This window comes from Enterobacter sp. 296B2, assembly GCF_034106185.1.
Lineage (GTDB): Bacteria > Pseudomonadota > Gammaproteobacteria > Enterobacterales > Enterobacteriaceae > Enterobacter > Enterobacter cloacae_N.
In genome coordinates, this window is sequence record NZ_JAWNCA010000007.1 from 23,312 (window position 1) to 43,212 (window position 19,901).

General features: G+C 54.7%; 16 protein-coding genes, 1 pseudogene and 1 CRISPR repeat array. Of the genes and pseudogenes, 10 read left to right on the forward strand and 7 right to left on the reverse strand.

From position 1 onward, the window contains the following. The first annotated feature begins 46 nt into the window (after window positions 1-46). The 10 genes from clpS to cas6f all read left to right on the forward strand — a co-directional run bounded on the left by clpS (window position 47) and on the right by cas6f (window position 13,718). Entirely contained in the window at window positions 47-367 is a 321-nt protein-coding gene (clpS, locus tag URZ40_RS07255) for an ATP-dependent Clp protease adapter ClpS (protein ID WP_006174393.1), read from the forward strand. A 27-nt stretch (window positions 368-394) separates the two neighbouring features. Then, the gene (gene clpA / locus URZ40_RS07260; protein WP_008499992.1) at window positions 395-2,674 is read left to right on the forward strand and encodes an ATP-dependent Clp protease ATP-binding subunit ClpA; all 2,280 of its coding nucleotides are present in this window, start codon (window positions 395-397) and stop codon (window positions 2,672-2,674) included. 480 nt (window positions 2,675-3,154) lie between these two features. Then, window positions 3,155-3,589: a hypothetical protein gene (locus URZ40_RS07265; RefSeq protein WP_407065509.1), complete on the forward strand. Its 435-nt coding sequence runs from the start codon at window positions 3,155-3,157 to the stop codon at window positions 3,587-3,589. Window positions 3,590-3,783: 194 nt separating this feature from the next. After that, window positions 3,784-4,579: direct repeats of the CRISPR family, unit length 28 nt; unit sequence GTTCACTGCCGTACAGGCAGCTTAGAAA. Window positions 4,580-4,743: 164 nt separating this feature from the next. After that, window positions 4,744-5,193 (forward strand): hypothetical protein, encoded by a 450-nt coding sequence (locus tag URZ40_RS07270; RefSeq protein WP_320720173.1) that lies wholly within the window; start codon window positions 4,744-4,746, stop codon window positions 5,191-5,193. A gap of 476 nt (window positions 5,194-5,669) precedes the next feature. Next, on the forward strand, window positions 5,670-6,653 hold the full coding sequence (gene cas1f, locus URZ40_RS07275) for a type I-F CRISPR-associated endonuclease Cas1f (protein WP_320720175.1): 984 nt from the start codon (window positions 5,670-5,672) through the stop codon (window positions 6,651-6,653). Then, window positions 6,650-9,883, forward strand: a complete 3,234-nt coding sequence (gene cas3f, locus URZ40_RS07280) for a type I-F CRISPR-associated helicase Cas3f (protein ID WP_320720176.1) — start codon at window positions 6,650-6,652, stop codon at window positions 9,881-9,883. Before cas1f ends, cas3f begins: the two co-directional genes overlap by 4 nt. Before the next feature lie 16 nt (window positions 9,884-9,899). After that, window positions 9,900-11,210, forward strand: coding sequence for a type I-F CRISPR-associated protein Csy1 (gene csy1, locus URZ40_RS07285; protein WP_320720179.1), 1,311 nt, complete (start codon window positions 9,900-9,902; stop codon window positions 11,208-11,210). Beyond that, window positions 11,207-12,142 (forward strand): type I-F CRISPR-associated protein Csy2, encoded by a 936-nt coding sequence (gene csy2, locus URZ40_RS07290; RefSeq protein ID WP_316380037.1) that lies wholly within the window; start codon window positions 11,207-11,209, stop codon window positions 12,140-12,142. The genes csy1 and csy2 overlap by 4 nt, the downstream gene beginning before the upstream one ends. 13 nt (window positions 12,143-12,155) lie before the next feature. Beyond that, window positions 12,156-13,154: a type I-F CRISPR-associated protein Csy3 gene (gene csy3, locus URZ40_RS07295; protein WP_320720182.1), complete on the forward strand. Its 999-nt coding sequence runs from the start codon at window positions 12,156-12,158 to the stop codon at window positions 13,152-13,154. Window positions 13,155-13,163: 9 nt separating this feature from the next. Next, window positions 13,164-13,718, forward strand: coding sequence for a type I-F CRISPR-associated endoribonuclease Cas6/Csy4 (gene cas6f, locus URZ40_RS07300; protein WP_320720183.1), 555 nt, complete (start codon window positions 13,164-13,166; stop codon window positions 13,716-13,718). Window positions 13,719-13,740: 22 nt separating this feature from the next. Here cas6f and URZ40_RS07305 read toward each other — a convergent pair whose 3' ends face one another. From URZ40_RS07305 to cydD, 7 genes and pseudogenes are all read right to left on the reverse strand, one after another. Further along, window positions 13,741-14,214 (reverse strand): RES domain-containing protein, encoded by a 474-nt coding sequence (locus URZ40_RS07305; protein ID WP_320720184.1) that lies wholly within the window; start codon window positions 14,212-14,214, stop codon window positions 13,741-13,743. Beyond that, complete coding sequence (locus URZ40_RS07310) at window positions 14,211-14,654, reverse strand: antitoxin Xre/MbcA/ParS toxin-binding domain-containing protein (protein ID WP_023337017.1); 444 nt, start codon at window positions 14,652-14,654, stop codon at window positions 14,211-14,213. The genes URZ40_RS07305 and URZ40_RS07310 overlap by 4 nt, the downstream gene beginning before the upstream one ends. 500 nt (window positions 14,655-15,154) lie before the next feature. Continuing rightward, entirely contained in the window at window positions 15,155-15,373 is a 219-nt protein-coding gene (gene infA / locus URZ40_RS07315; protein WP_002211347.1) for a translation initiation factor IF-1, read from the reverse strand. After that, window positions 15,301-15,474 (reverse strand): annotated as a pseudogene (locus tag URZ40_RS23170) (hypothetical protein); the annotation flags it as partial. The gene infA and the pseudogene URZ40_RS23170, both read right to left, overlap by 73 nt. A gap of 183 nt (window positions 15,475-15,657) precedes the next feature. After that, complete coding sequence (gene aat, locus URZ40_RS07320; RefSeq protein ID WP_320720185.1) at window positions 15,658-16,362, reverse strand: leucyl/phenylalanyl-tRNA--protein transferase; 705 nt, start codon at window positions 16,360-16,362, stop codon at window positions 15,658-15,660. A 45-nt stretch (window positions 16,363-16,407) separates the two neighbouring features. Next, a complete protein-coding gene (gene cydC, locus URZ40_RS07325) occupies window positions 16,408-18,129 on the reverse strand; it encodes a heme ABC transporter ATP-binding protein/permease CydC (protein WP_116340986.1) in 1,722 nt (573 codons plus the stop codon). Beyond that, window positions 18,129-19,895: a heme ABC transporter permease/ATP-binding protein CydD gene (gene cydD, locus URZ40_RS07330; protein WP_116340984.1), complete on the reverse strand. Its 1,767-nt coding sequence runs from the start codon at window positions 19,893-19,895 to the stop codon at window positions 18,129-18,131. The genes cydC and cydD overlap by 1 nt, the downstream gene beginning before the upstream one ends. Between the last annotated feature and the right edge of the window lie 6 nt (window positions 19,896-19,901).

The following is a 19,901-nucleotide window of genomic DNA, read 5'->3' on the forward strand; positions in this document are numbered from 1 at the left end:
TGATTGTTATCTAACATCTGAGGTAGATTCAAAGTGGTTATGCAAAATGGGTAAGACCAACGACTGGCTGGATTTTGACCAGCTGGCGGAAGACAAAGTGCGTGACGCGCTAAAACCGCCATCTATGTATAAAGTTATGTTAATGAACGATGATTACACGCCGATGGAATTTGTTATTGACGTGCTACAAAAGTTCTTTTCTTATGATGTAGAACGTGCAACGCAACTGATGCTTACCGTTCATTATCGTGGCAAAGCTATCTGCGGCATCTTTACCGCCGAGGTGGCGGAAACCAAAGTGGCGATGGTGAACGACTATGCGAGGGAGAACGAGCATCCGTTGCTGTGTACGCTGGAAAAGGCCTGATAAGGCATAAAATTGGGGGAGGTGCCTATGCTCAATCAAGAACTGGAACTCAGTTTAAACATGGCTTTCGCCAGAGCGCGTGAGCACCGACATGAGTTTATGACCGTCGAGCATTTACTGCTCGCACTGCTTAGCAACCCATCTGCCCGCGAAGCGCTGGAAGCCTGCTCCGTGGATCTGGTGGCGCTACGTCAGGAACTCGAAGCCTTCATCGAACAAACCACACCGGTGCTGCCAGCCAGTGAAGAGGAGCGCGATACGCAGCCGACGCTCAGCTTCCAGCGCGTGCTGCAGCGCGCGGTATTCCACGTCCAGTCTTCCGGACGTAGCGAAGTGACTGGCGCAAACGTCTTAGTCGCCATCTTCAGCGAGCAGGAGTCACAGGCTGCCTACCTGCTGCGCAAACACGAAGTCAGCCGCCTCGACGTGGTTAACTTTATCTCTCACGGAACGCGCAAAGACGAGCCTAACCAGGCATCGGACTCCAGCAATCAGGTCAATAACAATGAAGAGCAAGCAGGCGGGGAGGATCGTATGGAAAACTTCACCACCAACCTTAACCAGCTTGCTCGCGTTGGCGGTATCGACCCGCTGATTGGTCGCGATAAAGAGCTGGAGCGCGCGATCCAGGTGCTGTGCCGTCGCCGCAAGAACAACCCGCTGCTGGTGGGTGAGTCAGGCGTGGGTAAAACCGCGATTGCCGAAGGTCTTGCCTGGCGCATTGTGCAGGGCGACGTGCCGGAAGTGATTGCCGACTGCACCATCTACTCGCTGGATATCGGCTCGCTGCTGGCGGGCACCAAATACCGCGGTGATTTTGAAAAACGCTTCAAGGCGCTGTTAAAACAGCTGGAGCAGGATACCAACAGCATCCTGTTTATCGATGAGATCCACACCATCATCGGCGCAGGGGCGGCCTCCGGTGGCCAGGTGGATGCCGCGAACCTGATCAAACCGCTGCTCTCCAGCGGCAAGATCCGCGTGATTGGCTCCACCACCTACCAGGAGTTCAGCAACATCTTTGAGAAAGACCGTGCGCTGGCGCGCCGCTTCCAGAAAATCGACGTGACCGAACCGTCCGTCGAGGAAACGGTGCAGATCATCAACGGCCTGAAGCCGAAGTACGAAGCGCACCACGACGTGCGTTACACCGCGAAAGCGGTCCGTGCGGCGGTGGAGCTGGCGGTGAAATACATCAACGACCGTCATCTGCCGGATAAGGCGATTGACGTGATTGATGAGGCAGGGGCGCGTGCGCGTCTGATGCCGGCCAGCAAGCGTAAGAAAACCGTTAACGTGGCGGATATTGAGTCCGTGGTGGCCCGCATCGCGCGTATCCCTGAGAAGAGCGTTTCTCAGAGCGACCGCGACACGCTGCGCACCCTCGGCAATCGCCTGAAAATGCTGGTCTTTGGTCAGGATAAAGCCATTGAGGCCTTAACCGAAGCGATCAAGATGGCCCGTGCCGGACTGGGGCATGACCACAAGCCTGTCGGTTCCTTCCTGTTCGCCGGCCCGACCGGCGTGGGGAAAACCGAGGTGACGGTTCAGCTCTCCAAAGCGCTGGGCATTGAGCTGCTGCGTTTTGATATGTCCGAGTACATGGAGCGCCACACCGTCAGCCGTTTGATTGGTGCGCCTCCGGGCTACGTGGGCTTTGACCAGGGCGGCCTGCTCACCGACGCGGTGATCAAGCATCCGCACGCGGTTCTGCTGCTTGATGAAATCGAGAAAGCGCACCCGGACGTGTTCAATATCCTGCTGCAGGTAATGGACAACGGGACGCTGACCGACAACAACGGGCGCAAGGCGGACTTCCGCAACGTGGTGCTGGTGATGACCACCAACGCCGGGGTGCGTGAAACCGAGCGTAAATCCATCGGCCTGATCCACCAGGATAACAGCACCGATGCGATGGAGGAGATCAAGAAGATCTTCACGCCGGAGTTCCGTAACCGTCTGGACAACATTATCTGGTTCGATCACCTGTCTACCGAGGTGATCCATCAGGTGGTGGATAAGTTCATCGTCGAACTGCAGGTTCAGCTGGATCAGAAAGGCGTGTCGCTGGAAGTGAGCCAGGAGGCCCGCAACTGGCTGGCCGAGAAAGGCTACGACCGCGCGATGGGGGCCCGTCCGATGGCGCGCGTGATTCAGGACAACCTGAAGAAACCGCTGGCGAACGAGCTACTGTTTGGCTCGCTGGTGGATGGCGGCCAGGTGACCGTGGCGCTGGACCAGGCGAAGAACGAGCTGACGTACGATTTCCAGAGCGCGGCGAAGCACAAGCCGGAAGCGGCTCACTGAGTTGTTTTAGTTCAAAAGCCGGGTTTTTAACCCGGCTTTTTTGTGCCCGCTTTTCCTCCTCTCCCTGTGGGCTGAGGAATGTCCACAAATTAATGCGAGCAGTGAACAATCCCCTCGCCCCTTTGGGGAGAGGGTTAGGGTGAGGGGAACAGGCCGCCGAGGAATTTTGCGAGGCGCTTTCCAGTTTCCTTCGAAGTCAGTTGCTGGATAAAACCACAGTAATAAAATGGCGGCGCACCTGCAAAATCAGGTGCCGGGATTGGCGTCCTGATTGCACACATATGGAAAGATGTTGCTCGCAGCAACGTCACTGGTTTCGTTCACTCTTTTTTTAGCTGCGGTATAATCCGTACCTTCAAATATGGTGGGCTGAACCGGGGCTTCTTTTGAAGCGCCGATTTTCCATATGGTCGGTACGCCAAACCGGTTCAGTCTGCCACCCGAAGTTGGCGTTTCTGGTGGTAGTTTTCAGCATCTAATATGGAAATTATGAATATGGAAAACCAGTCTATCTCTCAACTCTACAGCGAACTCTCCCTCGACCCCGATCTCCCAACCCTTGCCGAGCGCTGCAAACTGCTCACCGAAATCCTCCTCGACTGCAAATCACTCCCGCAAACGCAGCCCGTTTGCCGTTGTCTCGGAGCTTACCTGGAAGAGGTGAAATCCGGCCTCACTGAATCAATGCGTGATTTTCAGGTGGTGGAATTTGAGGACGAAGCGGAACAACCGCGACAAAAAGAGTGGTTGCTGGAAGATACAGAAACGAAATGCGACTACTGCCGGGCGTTAAACCACGTACTGCTGGTGTCGCATTTTGACCGCGATATGTTGCCGCACCTGACGGGGCTCCTTCATGACATTACGCATTCGATGGCTGCTGATGTCGTTGCACCTCAACGTGCAGAAAGGTAATTCACATTATTTCCTGAGTGCAATCTGAGGCGTCGGGGGAGTTCCTCTGACGCTATTGGTTTAAACCCTTTTTTCTGATGCTTACGTAACATATTGATTTATATGGTGAGAATTTCTGTTCCAGAAAAAAGGGTTTTATGCGTAAAAGTTGATTATTTTGTTTGCTAACAATAAGATGGCGTTGTTTCCTTTCAGTTCACTGCCGTACAGGCAGCTTAGAAATAAGTGAGCCAGCGTAGGCCAGTAGAAGTCATGTTCACTGCCGTACAGGCAGCTTAGAAATCCGATGTTTACTGTATGCATATACAGTATTAGTTCACTGCCGTACAGGCAGCTTAGAAATGAGACATACGTGGGCGAGCTGGTTAATTCAAGTTCACTGCCGTACAGGCAGCTTAGAAATGTAAGGTACTGCGCGATCAGATTGGCAATCAGTTCACTGCCGTACAGGCAGCTTAGAAACACTCGATGCGATACCATGTCGGCCTGTTATCGTTCACTGCCGTACAGGCAGCTTAGAAACCCGTGCGTCCTCACGCGGAGGGCTGGTCGTAGTTCACTGCCGTACAGGCAGCTTAGAAAGCTCAGGTTCCACAATAACAGGCGCCTGACCTGTTCACTGCCGTACAGGCAGCTTAGAAAGTGGCCTCAAAAGGGGGATGGGGTTGAATTAGCGTTCACTGCCGTACAGGCAGCTTAGAAAACGCTGGGCGGCGGCAACCGGACCGACCGCAGGTTCACTGCCGTACAGGCAGCTTAGAAAACAACGCGCGGTTCACCCCCGCTAGAACCCCCGTTCACTGCCGTACAGGCAGCTGGGATGGTACTTAACCGTGTTTTTGTTCACTGCCGTACAGGCAGCTTAGAAAAATAACGAAAACGATCAGTGGAAAGGCTATGACGTTCACTGCCATACAGGCAGCTTAGAAAATCTTCAATTGCTAAACGAGTAGAACCGTTATGTTCACTGCCGCACAGGCAGAATAAAAACCATCGGCAATCATAACCGAGTCTACCAGGCGAATGCCCGTTTTAATGCTGAGCTAAACGTCACCTCTTCATTATGTTGACCCTGTATGGGGACTTGGCATTTTTAACCTGGAAATAAAATACCTTTGAGTTATTCTTTCCCCGTCAAAAACAAGGAGAAGTATATGAAATTCCAATGGGTTATTATGACAACAATTCTTTTTCTTCCATTAGCCAGTAATGCGGTTGTAATACCTCTCATGGGGGAACTTAAAGCCGAAAGTCATCAGGTTTGTGGGAAAAATATCGATGTGGAAGTTATTATGCTTGCAAATCACTCTACTTTGATTGGCCTGAAGAATAAACAAACACATAATCTGGATTTATTTCTCTCATCCGAGCAATCTTCCGAGGAGATGAATTATGCGAAATTCATTCCCGCCAAATATGATAACCTGTCAAAGAGTTTTGTTGCCCGCGAAGATAACGAAATTGATATAGTCTGGGGGAGCTCAAAAAATGATAAGGATGAGGTTTCTTATAGCCTTGCCCTTGGTCCTCAGACATATTCGTGTAGCCCGCTTCAGAAGTGGCCAAGTGAAAAAGCCAATGAAATTTATGGTGAGACCCCCTGACTCTTGTTATGCTTACAGGCGCTTTTTTAAGCGTCTGTATCAATGACACCTTTCTGAACCTGGCTGGGAAGAGAAGTTGCGTAATTTATTTCCTGACATTAAGATGAGCGACGTTCTTCCTGATTAACTGCTGTACAGGCAGTTTAGAAAAACTCGACTGCGAATTTTTCCGCAATAAAACGTTTACTGCCGTACAGGCAGCCCCCCTCTTTATAGTAAATATTCGTTATGTCAATTTTATAAGTGGAAGTATTCAAGCTCTCGCTTTTTTTCAAACGTATACACGTAAATATTCACGGGTGAATTATATTATTACGTATATATCATTGGTGAAAATAATGATTGAAGTAGGTAGAGTTATTTTTTATCTCAATTATAACTGTAATTAGTATTCATTTGATACCCGTCACATTTTTTTTCATCTTGTCTCCGATAACATGCAATGCATACAACACTTTGAAATAAAAGCCCTTGCTATGCCTACAAACAGCATTACCCCTACCGACTTAAAAACCATTCTGCATTCAAAGCGCGCCAACATTTATTACCTGGAGAAATGTCGCATCCAGGTAAATGGGGGACGCGTTGAATACGCCACTCAGGAAGGCAAGGAGTCATTTTACTGGAATATTCCCATCGCCAATACCACCGGGGTGATGCTGGGAATGGGAACATCCGTTACGCAAATGGCAATGCGGGAGTTTGCCCGGGCAGGGGTAATGGTCGGCTTTTGCGGAACGGACGGCACGCCGCTTTATTCCGCGAACGAGGTGGATATCGATGTCTCATGGCTCAGCCCGCAAAGCGAATACCGCCCGACCGCATATTTACAAAACTGGGTCTCATTCTGGTTTGATGAAGAAAAACGTCTGCAGGCGGCAAAGCAGTTTCAGTTTATCCGTTTACAGCAAATCGAAAAACAGTGGGCAGGGCTGCGGATGCAGCGGGAAACGTCTTTTCAGCCCGAACGGGATGCGCTGAATACTATTCTGTCGCGTGCGAAAGAGGGCATGGAAAACGCACAGGACCACACGTCGCTGATGCTCCAGGAAGCACAGCTCACAAAATCGCTCTACAAACTGGCCAGCCAGACGGTGGGCTACGGCAGCTTTACGCGAGCCAAACGGGGCGGCGGGGCGGATATAGCGAACCGTTTTCTCGATCAGGGCAACTATCTCGCCTACGGGCTGGCGGCTGTCGCGGCCTGGGTGACGGGCATTCCTCATGGTCTGGCTGTCATGCACGGCAAAACCCGACGCGGAGGGCTGGTTTTTGATATTGCCGATTTAATCAAAGACGCCCTCGTTATGCCGCAGGCATTTATTGCGGCGATGGAGGGTGAGGATAATCAACAGTTTCGTCAGCGCTGCATCAACGCGTTTCAACAGGCTGATGCGCTGGACGTGATGATTACTACCTTGCAGGAAACCTCGCACTCGCTGGCGGGGAGCACAAAATGAATGTGCTGATTATCTCTCGGTGTACCAAACGTGCGCGCGAGCAAAGCTGTCAGATTATTGATCAGTTCGCAGAGCGTACGGGTGACGCGGCATGGCAGACGACAATTACGATGGAAGGTGCCATCACGCTGCGCAAGCTGCTGCGTAAAACGGCACGTCGTAACACCGCCGTGGCCTGCCACTGGCTGAAAAAAAACGGTCAAACCGAACTGCTGTGGATAGTGGGCAACTTGCGTCGTTTTAACGCGCAGGGGCGCGTGCCAACAAATCGCACAACGCTGCAAATTATCCGCAATGACAGCGAACATCGCTGGCAAAGTGCGGAAAATATCGCCCTGCTGGCGGCGATTGCCGGGCTGTTTCATGATTTTGGTAAAGCAGGGATGTGCTTTCAGCAGACGCTTAAGGGTGAAAGTCAGCACCTTTGTCAGCCGTATCGCCATGAGTGGATCTCGGTTCGTCTGTTCGAGGCGTTTGTAGGTGAGCGAACCGATGAGCAGTGGCTGACATCCCTTACTCAGCTAAAAGCCGCTGACGAAAAGGCCATGCTGAAAGCGCTGAAGATGGACAGGGCAGAGTGGAGCAATAGCCCACTTGAAAGATTGCCACCTGTGGCAAGGGTAGTGGCGTGGCTAATGCTATCGCACCACCGTTTACCTCAACCGCACCCGGCAAAAACCTCATTACTGTACAGTGAAGGCTGGATTGAGAAACAGCTGAACGCGGACTGGAACTCGCTTAATCATAAATCCACCGAAAAACATCCATGGAAAGAGCGTGATTTTAAAAATGTCTGGAAATTCCCCCACGGTACGCCGCTAAAAAGTCAAACCTGGCGCGAGAAGGCCCGGCAGATTGGTAAACGCATCCGAAATCTTCCCGCGCTGCTTCATGCGGGATCGCTGGATAATCTCTTCACTCTACATCTCGCCCGCCTGGCGCTGATGCTGGCCGATCACGTTTACTCCTCTCAACCCGCGTATGCCGGATGGCAGGATGATGCCTTTCAGGCGTGGGCTAATAGCGACCGCCAGTCCGGGCAGCTCAAGCAAAAGCTGGATGAGCACAATGTCGGCGTGGCGCATCAGGCGCTATTGATGGGGCGTTCTCTTCCCGCGTTGCGCCGTTCGTTACCCGCCATCGCCCGGCATAAAACGTTTAGGGAAAGGGCGAAAGAAAAGCGCTTTCACTGGCAAAACGACGCGTGGAACGTGGCGTCGTCCCTGCGCGAGAAGAGTGCCGAGCAGGGCTTCTTCGGCATCAATATGGCCTCGACCGGATGTGGTAAAACCTTCGCCAATGCCCGAATTATGTACGCGCTGGCAGATGAGCAGGCGGGATGTCGTTTCAGCGTGGCGCTGGGGTTACGCACGTTGACGCTGCAAACGGGTCAGGCTCTGCAGTCGCGCCTGGGGCTTGATGACGACGCGCTGGCCGTCGTGACCGGTGCTGCAGCAGTAAAGGAGCTGTATCACGGTAATGATGCTGAAGATACCAGCAGCGCCAGCGATGAAGCGTTCTTCGCCAGCCATCATTATGTGCATTACGAAGGGGCGACCAGCAGCGGGATCGCCCAGCAGTGGCTGGCGAAAGAACCGGCGCTCAACCGTCTGGTCAGTGCCCCGGTCCTGGTGACAACTATCGATCATCTGATGCCTGCCACGGAAGGCGTGCGCGGCGGCAGGCAGATCCCCGCCATGCTGCGCCTGATGACCAGTGATCTGGTGCTTGATGAGCCTGATGATTTTGACGTTGATGATTTGCACGCCCTTTGTCGGTTGGTTAACTGGGCGGGCATGCTCGGCTCTCGCGTGCTGCTCTCCTCTGCAACGCTGCCCCCTGCATTAACCGAAGCGCTGTTTGAAGCCTATCGGGAAGGGCGCAAAGCCTGGCAGGCCGTGTGCGGTCAGTCGGACAGGCCGACGAGTATTTGTTGCGCCTGGTTTGATGAGTATGGCGCGCAGTCGCAGGACGTGGCTGACGACGCGAATTTTCGTCAGGTGCATGGCGATTTTGTCAGGCAGCGGATTAAACGTCTGCCAGACCAGCCCCGGCTTCGTCTGGGGAAACTTGCCGCCGTGGAGCCGCACGCTTCCCGCAATGCGGATGTTGTCTCGGCGTTAGCGCAGACGCTGTATCAGCAAACGATCGCGCTGCATGGCGAGCATCACAGCACGCATAAAAGTGGCAAAACCGTATCCTTTGGTCTGGTGCGGATGGCGAATATCAATCCGCTGGTTGCCGTCGCGCGGGCGCTGATGGCCTTACCTTCTCCGGACAATTACCGCATTCATTATTGCGTGTACCACAGCCAGCACCCGCTGGCGGTGCGTGCGGCGATTGAAAAACGACTTGATGCCGCGTTCACGCGGCACGAGCCGGAGCGGGTCTGGCAGTTGCCTGACGTTAAGCAGGCGCTGACGTCACCGGAACAGCACCATCTTTTTGTCGTGCTCGGAACATCCGTTCTCGAAGTCGGGCGCGATTTTGATGCCGACTGGGGAATTATCGAGCCCAGCTCGATGCGCTCGCTGATCCAGTTTGCGGGCCGTATTCAGCGCCACCGTCAGATCGTTCCTGAGCACGAAAATCTGGTGATTCTGGAACGCAACGTTCGCGCGCTTCGCGGGGAGACGGTGGCCTACTGCCGACCTGGTTTTGAAACCGAACATCATCTTCTGCCTCACCACAACCTCCATGAACTGCTCAGCGAAGAAGGCTACCGCACGCTGAATGCGATCCCGCGCATCGTTGAAAATCTGCCCGGCAATGCGCTGGCGGCGCTGGAGCATGCACGGTTGCGCGCTGCTCTGCTGGACGGAGAAGACAAGTCCGATGCGGTAGCCGCGTCGTGGTGGCGACTGCCGTTGACGTGGAACGGTGAATTGCAGCGGCGGACGCCGTTTCGCCGCGCTTCACCGCAGGAAACGTTCTTTTTGAGTATGGAAGAGGAAGGCGATGAACCTGAGTTTTGCCTGATGCAGGAAAACGGGGTGTTAAAACCTTCGGGAGGATTTTGCGAACAGGCGTTGTCCATGGCCGACGGCGTAGAGCCGTGGATTGCAATTGATTATGCCGAGGTATTACAGGCGCTGGCCGAAACGAAGCAAATGGAGCTGAACGCGGTGTCGCGACGGTATGGCGAAATTACATTGAGAGTGACCAGGGAGGAGGAAGCAGAGCAATGGCTGTATCACCCGGTGTTGGGTGTGTTCAGGGAATTTCTATAAAAAACCAGGAGACAGTATGTCAGTTGAAGCACTAAGCGCTTTCATCGCTGAGTACATCGCCGGACGACGACAAACAAAGCTGGAAGCATTTGATAAAGAGGCCGCAAAGCGCAGCGATACAGTTAGCGCAACGCTCGCGGCAGAACGCCGGGAACTGGAGCTTCGCTATGAGCCGAAAGCATGGCTGACGGATGCAGCGAAGCGAGCCGGACAAATTAACCTTGTGACCCACGCGGCGAAATTCACCCATGGGGATTCAAAAAGTAGCAGTATGTACAGCGAGGCAGTGGCGCAGGAAGGGTATCTCAGCACCGCTGCCTTGTCAGGTCTGGAACCGGATGCGGTGGGTAACGCAGCTGCGCTGGACGTCGCGAAACTGCTGCAAACGCGGGTAGAAGATGGCGATTCTCTACTCGCCAATCTGAAACGTGGCGAGCACGCTGCGCTGGCCGCTTTTACCGATGACGCAGGTCAACTGAGTGAATGGATAGCGGGATTTTCCCGCGCGTTTACGCCCGGCGAACCGGCTTCCCACAGGCTGGCGAAACAGGGGTATTTTCCGGCAGGAGAAGGTTACCATCTCTTAAGCCCGTTATTTGCCACCTCGCTTGTTCACGACGTGCACCAGAAAATGATCGCCTTTCGTTTTGGTGATGAGGTTAAAGCCATCTGGAAAGCTAGGCGCGAGAAAACCTGGCATCCCACTCCGCTGACGTTATTCCCGGATTCAGCGGAAATACACTTCGGTGGCACCAAACCGCAAAATATTTCCTATCTGAACAGCGTGCGGGGCGGGCGTAGCTGGCTACTATCCTGCCAGCCACCGCAGTGGAAAAGGGCAGACAAGCCGCCTGCGGGTTTACGTTCCGTTTTCGCTTCGGGTGGGCAATTTGACCGCCGTGCGAGGAGTCACATTCAGCTACTTGTCTCGTTACTAACAAAAACGGGAGATTACACCAATTTTCGTATCCGTGAAGCCCGCGATGGCTACATCAATATGATTATCGATCTGCTGTTCGAGATCGCATCTGAACTTCAGCGTGAACCTACGCAGAACTGGACACTTAACAGCCCCGATCTGAAACGCCATCAACAGCTCTGGCTCGATCCCTGGCGCACAAAAACGGACGAAGCCTTCCGTCTTGAACGAGAAAAAGATGACTGGCAGGACGCTGTGGCCGAAGATTTTGCCCTGTGGCTGAACGCCCGTCTGCGCAAGTCGATGCCGGATTTAGGTGCGGTGGAAAAACATGAATGGGAAACCCGCGAACGTTTACGTACTAACCTCCGCGAGATGGAAAAAATTATCCAAGAGGCACTTAAATGAGCTCACTGATCCTGCTTCGCCGTATCAGCGTCGAAAACGCCAACGCGATAGCCGGGCTGACGTATGGTTTTCCCGCGATTACTCATTTTCTGGGATTCTCTCATGCGCTGTCTCGCCGTCTGACCGAAACGCATGGGTTGTGCATTGATGGCTGTGCCGTTGTCAGCCACGAGCAGCAGATCCATGCCCATTCTTCTGGTCGTGACTATCAGTTTGCGCTGACCCGCAATCCTCTTACCCGTGAAGCGAAAACGGCCTCCTTTAATGAAGAGGGGCGCATGCATATGACCGTTTCATTGCTGCTGGAGTGTCGCGGGGAAATCCCTAACGGCGAATACGGGCAGCGCAATCTGGCGGAGCACCTCATGCAGCTGTGCCCAACGCTTAGGCTAGCGGGCGGTATCATTGTTGATATTGAGGCTGTTACCGTCATGGCGATGCCGTCCAGCAGTCGGGATATGTGTCGGTTGCAGTGGCAACTGATGCCCGGCTTTGCCCTGCGCGACCGCAGCAGTTGGCTGGGCGAACATCATCAAGCGCTTCTTGAAAACAAGCCTGATGCCACGCTGCTTGATGCCTGGCTCGATTTCGCTGCATTGAAAATGCAGGCCGAAACACCGGAAGACGGCAATATCCGTGAAGGCGATCCGGCAGACTGGCATTACGTCCCCAAACCTAACCCCGGTTATCTGGTGCCGTTGATGATCGGCTACCAGCGTATCTCTGAACTCTACGCGCCCGGCGTCGTAGCAAACGCGCGCGATGCAGAAACGCCCTTCGCGTTTACCGAAGCGGCGTATGGTGTGGGCGAATGGTGCGGTCTGCACCGGATTCGGTCATTAGACGATATTTTCTGGCGTTATCACACGACAGAAACAGGCTACTACTGTCAGGGCGCGGGCGCGCCGGCGACATCTGAACATCTCATTTAAAAAGGACTTATCTATGGCAAAGGCTCCAACCGCCGTTAAAACGGCATCTGTACTGGCATTTGAACGTAAACTGGCGACCTCGGATGCGGTGATGTATTCAGGAAGCTGGGAGGGAGAAAACTGGCAACCGATCCGCATCCAGGAAAAAGCGGTGCGCGGAACCATTTCCAACCGCCTTAAAAACGCGCTCACTAACGATCCGGCGAAACTGGATGCTGAGATCCAGAAAGCCAACCTCCAGCGGGTGGACGTGGCCGCTCTGCCCGCAGACTCAGACACCCTGCAGGTGAAATTTACCCTGCGCGTGCTGGGCAATTTGTCTACACCTTCCGTATGTAATGATCGCGCGTATCAGGATGAACTTCAGCAGGCCATTGATAGCTATATCAGTGAACACGGTTTTGCTGAACTGGCCCGCCGCTACGCAACCAATCTGGCGAACGGCCGCTTCTTATGGCGTAACCGCGTCGGCGCTGAAAAAATTGTCGTGAACGTGACGGGCAGTAAAACATGGACGTTTGATGCGTATCGTTATGCGCTGCGTGATTTTTCCGCGAGCGATGAGCAGCTCGATACGCTTGCGCGGGAAATCGAAAAAGGGCTTAGCGGCGAAGGATTTGTTCTCCTGAACGTCGAAGCGCAGGTGCTTCTTGGTGCCGGACAGGAAATTTTCCCGTCCCAGGAGCTGGTCCTGGACAGCAACAGCAGCAAGAGTCGTCTGTTGTATCAGGTGGATGATGTTGCCGGTATGCACTCGCAGAAAATTGGTAATGCGATTCGGACAATCGATACTTGGCATCCAAAAGTGGATGAGCTGGGCGCGATAGCCGTTGAACCGTATGGCTCAGTCACCAGCCGCGGTGTGGCTTGTCGTCAGCCGAAAGAGAAAATGGACTTCTACACGCTTCTCGATAACTGGGTGACGAAAGGGCAGAAACCCGAGGTTGAGCAGCAGCATTATGTGATGGCCGTACTGATCCGTGGCGGCGTCTTCGGTGAGAAGGGCGAGTAAGGAGTGGTTATGGATCACTATCTTGAGATCCGCGTCCTGCCCGACCCGGAGTTCAGCGAGGAGATGCTGATGGCCGCGCTGGTGGCTAAACTGCATCGTGCGCTGGGCCAGCGGGGGAAGGGGGATATTGGTGTTAGTTTCCCTGCGCACGGCATAAAGCCCGGCGCGGTGTTACGCCTGCACGGTACTCACCCGGCGTTAAGCGAGCTCGACTCGCTGGCATGGCGAAGGGGACTAAGCGATTACTGTCTGTGCACGGCGATACAACCCGTGCCAGAGGTAAAGCAATGGCGATGCGTGTCCCGTGTGCAGGTGAAAAGCAGCGCGCAGCGGCTTATGCGCCGTTCGGTAAAAAAAGGGTGGATCACTGAGGCAGAGGCGCAGCAGCGCCTGTTAAAAATGGAAGAAGCGCGGACTGATTTGCCCTGGCTTAATTTACGTAGCCTCTCTACAGGTCAGTCTTTCAAACTTTTTATTCGTCATGGTGAGTTGCTTCCCGCCCCCGTGGATGGATGCTTTTCAACCTACGGGCTGAGCGCGACAGCGACAGTTCCCTGGTTCTGAGAAAACACGGCCGCATCAGCGTTCAGGGTGCGGTTTTTTCTGCGAGGCGGGTATCAAAAATAAAGGGCAGTTGCTGAACAGAACTGAGCGCTGTATGGAATGCCGGATGTAAGGGGTTAAGGATGGCGTTGTTTTCATAGGGAATGATGCAGGAAGGCAGGATGAGGGCGAGGGCGCTGTTAGCCTGCAACCACCCGGTTCCCAGATCCATCGTCGATACCGGTGCCGGATTTTCCTGCCAGTCCTCGGGGAGCCAGGCTTTATCCAGGTAATCAATCTGGTCATCCGGGATATCAATGCTGAAAAGCTGGTACTGATTCAATACGGTATCTTTTCTGACGTGCACCAAAATCTCCAGTGATGCCAGCGAGATGGACGTGGACACATATACGGCGGGATGTCCTTTATGGTTCCAGCGACCGCCGTACTGATTTGCGCCGCTTCCACTCCACGCTTCGCTGGCATAGCGCCCCGTTACCAGCCGATAAAAAATCATGCAAACACTCCGTGTTCGAGTCGACCAATCAGGTCGGTGACTTCCAGCGCACCGGTTTCCGTAGCGATCAGGTCGACAGGCGCAACATTGCCAAGCCCGCGTACCGGCGCCTGCAGCCAGTTCCATGCCTCTTCTTTACTGCCGAAATAATCGACGGCAGCATCCAGCACCCGAACGAAACGGGCCACGCGTTCGCTCTCATCCGGTGTCAGCGTCCGTCCCGCGCTTTTACGGCGAGCCACGTTACGCTCATTAATCCCGGTGACGCGCAAAATGTCCGCTTTCGACATGGCCGTCCACTCATGGATATTGTCGAGGACGCTGACGGGCAATCCCTGATTGAGAAATTCAATCAGCCGCATACCTCTGTTCGCGGGTAAACCGGCGTAGCGCCAAAGTGCGTTATCAGCAGGTTTCTGCGCCGGGATCCAGGTTCTCATGTTACCTCCTGATTAATGTCATTTGTCATGGTTAAGTATAGTCATTTGTCAGAGGGTGTGGAATGGGTATTTTTTGTGCTGGGTGGTTTATGAGTAGAACGAAGTTTTGACCCTAATTTTTATCGTTCTTGTAATTGATTGATTCCAAATGAAAATTTTGAGAGGGTGAAAAAGAGGGTGAGAGAAAGGTTTTCAGCTTTTTTTGTATGAAAATCATGATGGTGTGTGGATATTATTCAAGTGCACTGCCGTACAGGCAGCTTAGAAAAGGGAAATGGACAACCATCACCACAGGATGAAGTGCACTGCCGCACACGTAGCTCAGCAAAATAGAAAATAAGGCCTCACACCCCTTACTTCCTACACTGTCGAACAGACAGCCACGATGCTCAAACGGACCGTCAAATAATTGTTCAAATTATCGACTGCGCCACAAAAAAATAAGGCCGGGAATATCCCGGCCTTATTTAATATTCATCTGCCATTACAGGCGAAAACAATTAGCGACTACGGAAGACAATGCGGCCTTTGCTCAGGTCGTACGGGGTCAGTTCAACAGTCACTTTGTCGCCCGTCAAAATGCGGATGTAGTTTTTGCGCATTTTACCGGAGATGTGCGCAGTTACCACGTGACCGTTTTCCAGCTCTACGCGAAACATGGTATTAGGCAACGTATCAAGTACGGTACCCTGCATTTCAATATTGTCTTCTTTGGCCATCTAATCCTCTGGGGTATCACTACCAAGTTTTGAACCGGCAAGATAATGCCGAAATTCATCAATTAAGTAAAGAATTGCGCGTTTAAAACGCAGCAAAACAGTTTCGGCGCATTGCCCAAGCGTCACGGTACAACCGAACGGAAAGCGCATTCGTAAAGGGGATACAACAGGATAAACGTCAGGACGTTATCTGAAGCGAAGGTCCCAAACGGCGGCGGGGCAACAGGCAGAAGCTACTCTGCGGCATAATTATAACACCCTCACAAAAAATATGCGGAAAACATTTAGGCATTGGGCATAAAGAGCGTTCTGGGGATCCAGAAGTCGCGCGGGAGCTTCTCCTGACGGCAGGCGTCCAGATGCTCAATATACTGTCGTCGCGGGATGTCAACGGCACCGAGGGAGGCGGTGTGCTCATTGAGCACCTGACAATCGATCAGACGCCCGCCGCGTTGGGCAAAGGCCTGGCTGAAGACCAGCAGCGCGGTTTTCGAGGCGTTGACCGCACGGGAGAACATCGACTCGCCGCAAAATAGCGTCCCTTGCGCCACGCCGTACATGCCGCCAACCAGTTCCCCGTTTTCCCAAACCTCAATGGAGTGGGCGTAGCCAAGCTCATGGAGTTGATGATAGGCGTTGACGATATCGCGGGTGATCCACGTCCCTTCATGGCGATCTTCGGCACAGCCTTCGATCACCTGTCCAAAGGCGTGATTCAGCGTTACGCGGTAGGGGGATTTTGCATGGAATCGCTTCATGCTGCGGCTTACGTGAAACTGCGCTGGCCACAGCACGGCGCGCGGGTCGGGAGACCACCATAAAATCGGGTCGCCCGGAGAAAACCACGGGAAGATGCCGCGCTGGTACGCCATTAATAGCCGCGCAGGGCTAAGGTCACCGCCAAGGGCCAGCAGCCCGTTGGGCTCACGCAGCGCTCCCTCCGGCGAAGGGAACGCGATGTTATGACGAGAAAGCTGGACCAGGCGCATGACAGCAAAACTCCAGTACGCGAGTGAGGACGCTACAAATATAGTCTACAGACGCTGTTTGAACTGATAGTAGCGACCCTGTTTCGCCAACAGCTCTGCGTGACTACCTTGCTCAATAATGTGCCCGTTGTCCATCACAATTATCCGATCAAAACTTGCCAGCCCGCGCAGGCGGTGCGTCACCATCAGGACGGTTTTTCCTGCCATCACGTTCGCCAGCAAATCAAGGATTTGACTCTCGGTTGTCGCATCAAGCCCTTCTGTCGGTTCGTCGAGCAGCATCAGCGGCGCATCATGCAGCAGCGCGCGCGCAATGGCCAGACGGCGTAGCTCTCCGCCGGAAAGCTGACGACCGCCTTCGCCCAGCCAACTGTTGAGACCTTCGTCCTCAAGCAGCTTTTGCAGTCCGACCTGCTCCAGTACGGCGCGAAGATCATCGTCCGAAGCCTCTGGCGCGGCCAACAGCAGGTTATCGCGCAGGGTGGCGCTAAACAGATGCACGCGCTGTGGAACGACGCTCACGGTCTTGCGCAGGGCCTGCTCGCTGAAATCGGTCAGCAACGTAGTATTAAAACGAATCTGACCGCGCTGCGGATCCCAGGCGCGCGTCAGCAACTGCAGCAGCGTCGACTTACCGCAGCCGGTACGGCCGAGGATCGCCATCCGCTGCCCTGCATTAACAGAAAGGTTAATACCGTCCAGCGCGTTCTGGGCCTGCTTGTCATAGGCGAAGGCCACGTTATCAAGCTTCAGCGCCACCTGCTCAGGCACGGCGGTTTGTGCTGCGCTGAACCTGACTTCAGGCTCCTGCTCGGCAATCTGGGTGATGCGCAGGGCAGAGGCGATCACCTGTCCAAGATGCTGGAAGGCGCCCGTCACCGGGGCCAGTGCCTCAAAAGCGGCCAGCGCGCAGAAAACGAAGAGCGCAATTAGAGGGCCTGGCTGGGTATTACCGCCAATCCCGCCGGAAGCCAGCCACAGCATGGCGATCACCGCCACGCCGCCGATTAACACCATCAGCGCCTGCGAGAAGGCCGTCAGTTCAGATTGACGGCGCTGGGCGTCATGCCAGTTCAGCTCCGTATTTTCCAGTCGGGCGCGGTAGCGCTTGCTGGCACCAAAAATAGTCAGCTCTGCCTGCCCCTGAAGCCAGGAGGTCAGCTGCTGGCGATAATCCCCGCGCAGACGCGTCAGGTTTTCCCCGGTGGATTTCCCGGCGCGATAAAACAGCGGCGGCAGAATAAGGAGCGTCAGCAGCATAATTCCACCCAGCGTCAGCGCAACGGGAACATCCAGAACGGACAGCCCCAGCGTGACCACTACAATCACCACAAACGCGCCCACTATCGGGGAGATCACCCGCAGGTAAAGGTGGTCCAGTGTGTCGACATCCGCAACGACACGGTTAAGTAACTCACCCTGACGAAAACGCGCCAGCCCGGCAGGGGAGAGGGGCAGCAGTTTGCTGAAGGTGTAAATGCGCAGGTGCTGCAGAACACGGAACGTCGCGTCGTGGCTGACCAGCCGCTCGAAATAGCGTCCGGCAGTTCGGGTAATGGCGGTACCCCGCACGCCTGCCGCCGGCAGCATATAGTTGAAGCTGTATAATCCGGCGAACCCTGCGACGGCGGAGGCCGACAGGAACCAGCCTGAAAGCGTGAGCAGGCCGATGCTGGCGAGCAGCGTCACAATCGCCAGCACGATCCCCAGCGTCAGCATCCATTTGTGGCGTTTATAGAGCGCAAGATAAGGCAGCAGAGCACGCATCAGATGTCCTCCTGACGGTTCGCCAGCAGGGCGGCGAACGGGCCCTGCGCGGCAACGAGAGCGGCGTAATCGCCTTGCTCAACAATTCGGCCGTTCTCCATCACCCAGATCTGGTCCCAGTCGGCAATGCCTTCCAGCTGATGGGTGACCATCAGGGTGGTTTGCTGCCGGGATGCGGCGTTCAGGGCCGCCATGACGCGCTGTTCGCTGTGGGCATCCAGGCTGGCGGCGGGCTCATCCAGCAGCATCAGTTGGCACGGGTTAAGCAGCGCGCGGGCAACGGCCACACGCTGCGCCTGTCCTACTGACAGCCCGGCGGACTGGTCGCCGACCACGGTATCAACTCCTTGCGGGAGCAGCGGCAGAAACTCGCTGACCCAGGCGCGGTCGAGAACGGACTGTAGTTCATCTTCACGGGCATCCGGGCGCGCCAGGAGCACGTTTTCGCGCAGCGTGGAGGCAGGAAGCTGCGGGTTTTGTCCGACCCAGCTGAGTTGCTTACGCCAGGCGTCGGGATCGAGATTACGCAGTTCAGCTTTGTTTATCCGCAGCGAACCGGTGTAGGCCATAAAACCGGATAACGCATTCAGCAGAGAGCTTTTCCCGGAACCGCTGGTGCCGACCAGCACCACACGTTTTCCGGCTGGCAGGGTAAAGTTCAGCGGACCCGCGAGCACTTTGCCTTCAGGTGACAGAATGGAAAAATCCTGCGCTTCAATGGTCACGGGGTCTTTAGCATTCAGCGTCACGTCACCGCGCTCCGGGTGCGCCAGCGGCGTCTCCAGGAAGGTTTTCAGACTGTCGGCCGCGCCAACGGCCTGCGCTTTGGCATGATAGAAGGTCCCCAGGTCGCGAAGCGGCTGGAAAAACTCCGGGGCCAGGATGAGCGCCAGGAAACCGGCAGAGAGGGTGACTGCCGTGCCGTAGTGGCCGAAATCCAGCGCGCCGAGATAGGAGAAACCGAAATAAACCGCCACGAGGGCAATCGACAGCGAGGTAAAGAATTCCAGCACGCCGGAAGACAGGAACGCCAGGCGTAACACCTCCATCGTGCGCTGGCGGAAATCCTGTGATGCCAGGCGAATATTCTCGGTTTCCGCTTCACCGCGACCAAAAATACGCAGGGTTTCCATCCCGCGCAGGCGATCGAGGAAATGTCCGCTCAGCCTGCCCAATGCCAGGAAGTTGCGGCGGTTGGCATCAGCGGCCCCCATGCCGACCATCGCCATAAACAGCGGGATCAGCGGGGCGGTGCCCAGCAGGATCACTGCCGCCACCCAGTTGACGGGGAAAATGGCGATAACAATCAGCAGCGGAACAAAAACCGCCAGCGCCATCTGCGGAAGATAGCGCGCGTAGTAATCGTGCATATCGTCGATCTGCTCAAGGATCAGCGTCGCCCAGCTTCCGGCCGGTTTACCCTGGATCCACGCGGGCCCGGCTTCCTGAAGGCGATCCAGCACCTGACGGCGGATCTCGTAGCGGATATGCTGTCCGGCGTGGAAGCCGACGCGCTCACGCAGCCACACCACCCAGGCGCGCAGGACAAAAACCAGGATCAGAACAATAAAGGGCAGCAGGAGCGCTTCGCGGGGAATGTTCTCCATGATCATGTGATTAAGAATGCGGGCCAGCAGCCATGCCTGGGCAACAATCAACAGGCCGCTAACGAACCCCAAAAGACGGGAGATCGTAAGCCAGCGGCGGGAAATAACGCTTTGCTGTTTCAGCCAGCGTGTTAACTCTTGTTGACGGGTTTTTTCCATTGCGTA

Bases quoted from the DNA above. Each gene is read 5' to 3' on its own strand.
- cas6f (WP_320720183.1), top strand. From the start codon at position 13,164: ATGGATCACTATCTTGAGATCCGCGTCCTGCCCGACCCGGAGTTCAGC.
- cas3f (WP_320720176.1), top strand. From the start codon at position 6,650: ATGAATGTGCTGATTATCTCTCGGTGTACCAAACGTGCGCGCGAGCAA.
- infA (WP_002211347.1), bottom strand. From the start codon at position 15,373: ATGGCCAAAGAAGACAATATTGAAATGCAGGGTACCGTACTTGATACG.
- cydC (WP_116340986.1), bottom strand. From the start codon at position 18,129: ATGCGTGCTCTGCTGCCTTATCTTGCGCTCTATAAACGCCACAAATGG.
- URZ40_RS07305 (WP_320720184.1), bottom strand. From the start codon at position 14,214: ATGATTTTTTATCGGCTGGTAACGGGGCGCTATGCCAGCGAAGCGTGG.
- URZ40_RS07265 (WP_407065509.1), top strand. From the start codon at position 3,155: ATGGAAATTATGAATATGGAAAACCAGTCTATCTCTCAACTCTACAGC.
- URZ40_RS07270 (WP_320720173.1), top strand. From the start codon at position 4,744: ATGAAATTCCAATGGGTTATTATGACAACAATTCTTTTTCTTCCATTA.
- clpS (WP_006174393.1), top strand. From the start codon at position 47: ATGGGTAAGACCAACGACTGGCTGGATTTTGACCAGCTGGCGGAAGAC.
- URZ40_RS07310 (WP_023337017.1), bottom strand. From the start codon at position 14,654: ATGAGAACCTGGATCCCGGCGCAGAAACCTGCTGATAACGCACTTTGG.
- aat (WP_320720185.1), bottom strand. From the start codon at position 16,362: ATGCGCCTGGTCCAGCTTTCTCGTCATAACATCGCGTTCCCTTCGCCG.
- csy2 (WP_316380037.1), top strand. From the start codon at position 11,207: ATGAGCTCACTGATCCTGCTTCGCCGTATCAGCGTCGAAAACGCCAAC.
- csy3 (WP_320720182.1), top strand. From the start codon at position 12,156: ATGGCAAAGGCTCCAACCGCCGTTAAAACGGCATCTGTACTGGCATTT.
- cas1f (WP_320720175.1), top strand. From the start codon at position 5,670: ATGCCTACAAACAGCATTACCCCTACCGACTTAAAAACCATTCTGCAT.
- cydD (WP_116340984.1), bottom strand. From the start codon at position 19,895: ATGGAAAAAACCCGTCAACAAGAGTTAACACGCTGGCTGAAACAGCAA.
- csy1 (WP_320720179.1), top strand. From the start codon at position 9,900: ATGTCAGTTGAAGCACTAAGCGCTTTCATCGCTGAGTACATCGCCGGA.
- clpA (WP_008499992.1), top strand. From the start codon at position 395: ATGCTCAATCAAGAACTGGAACTCAGTTTAAACATGGCTTTCGCCAGA.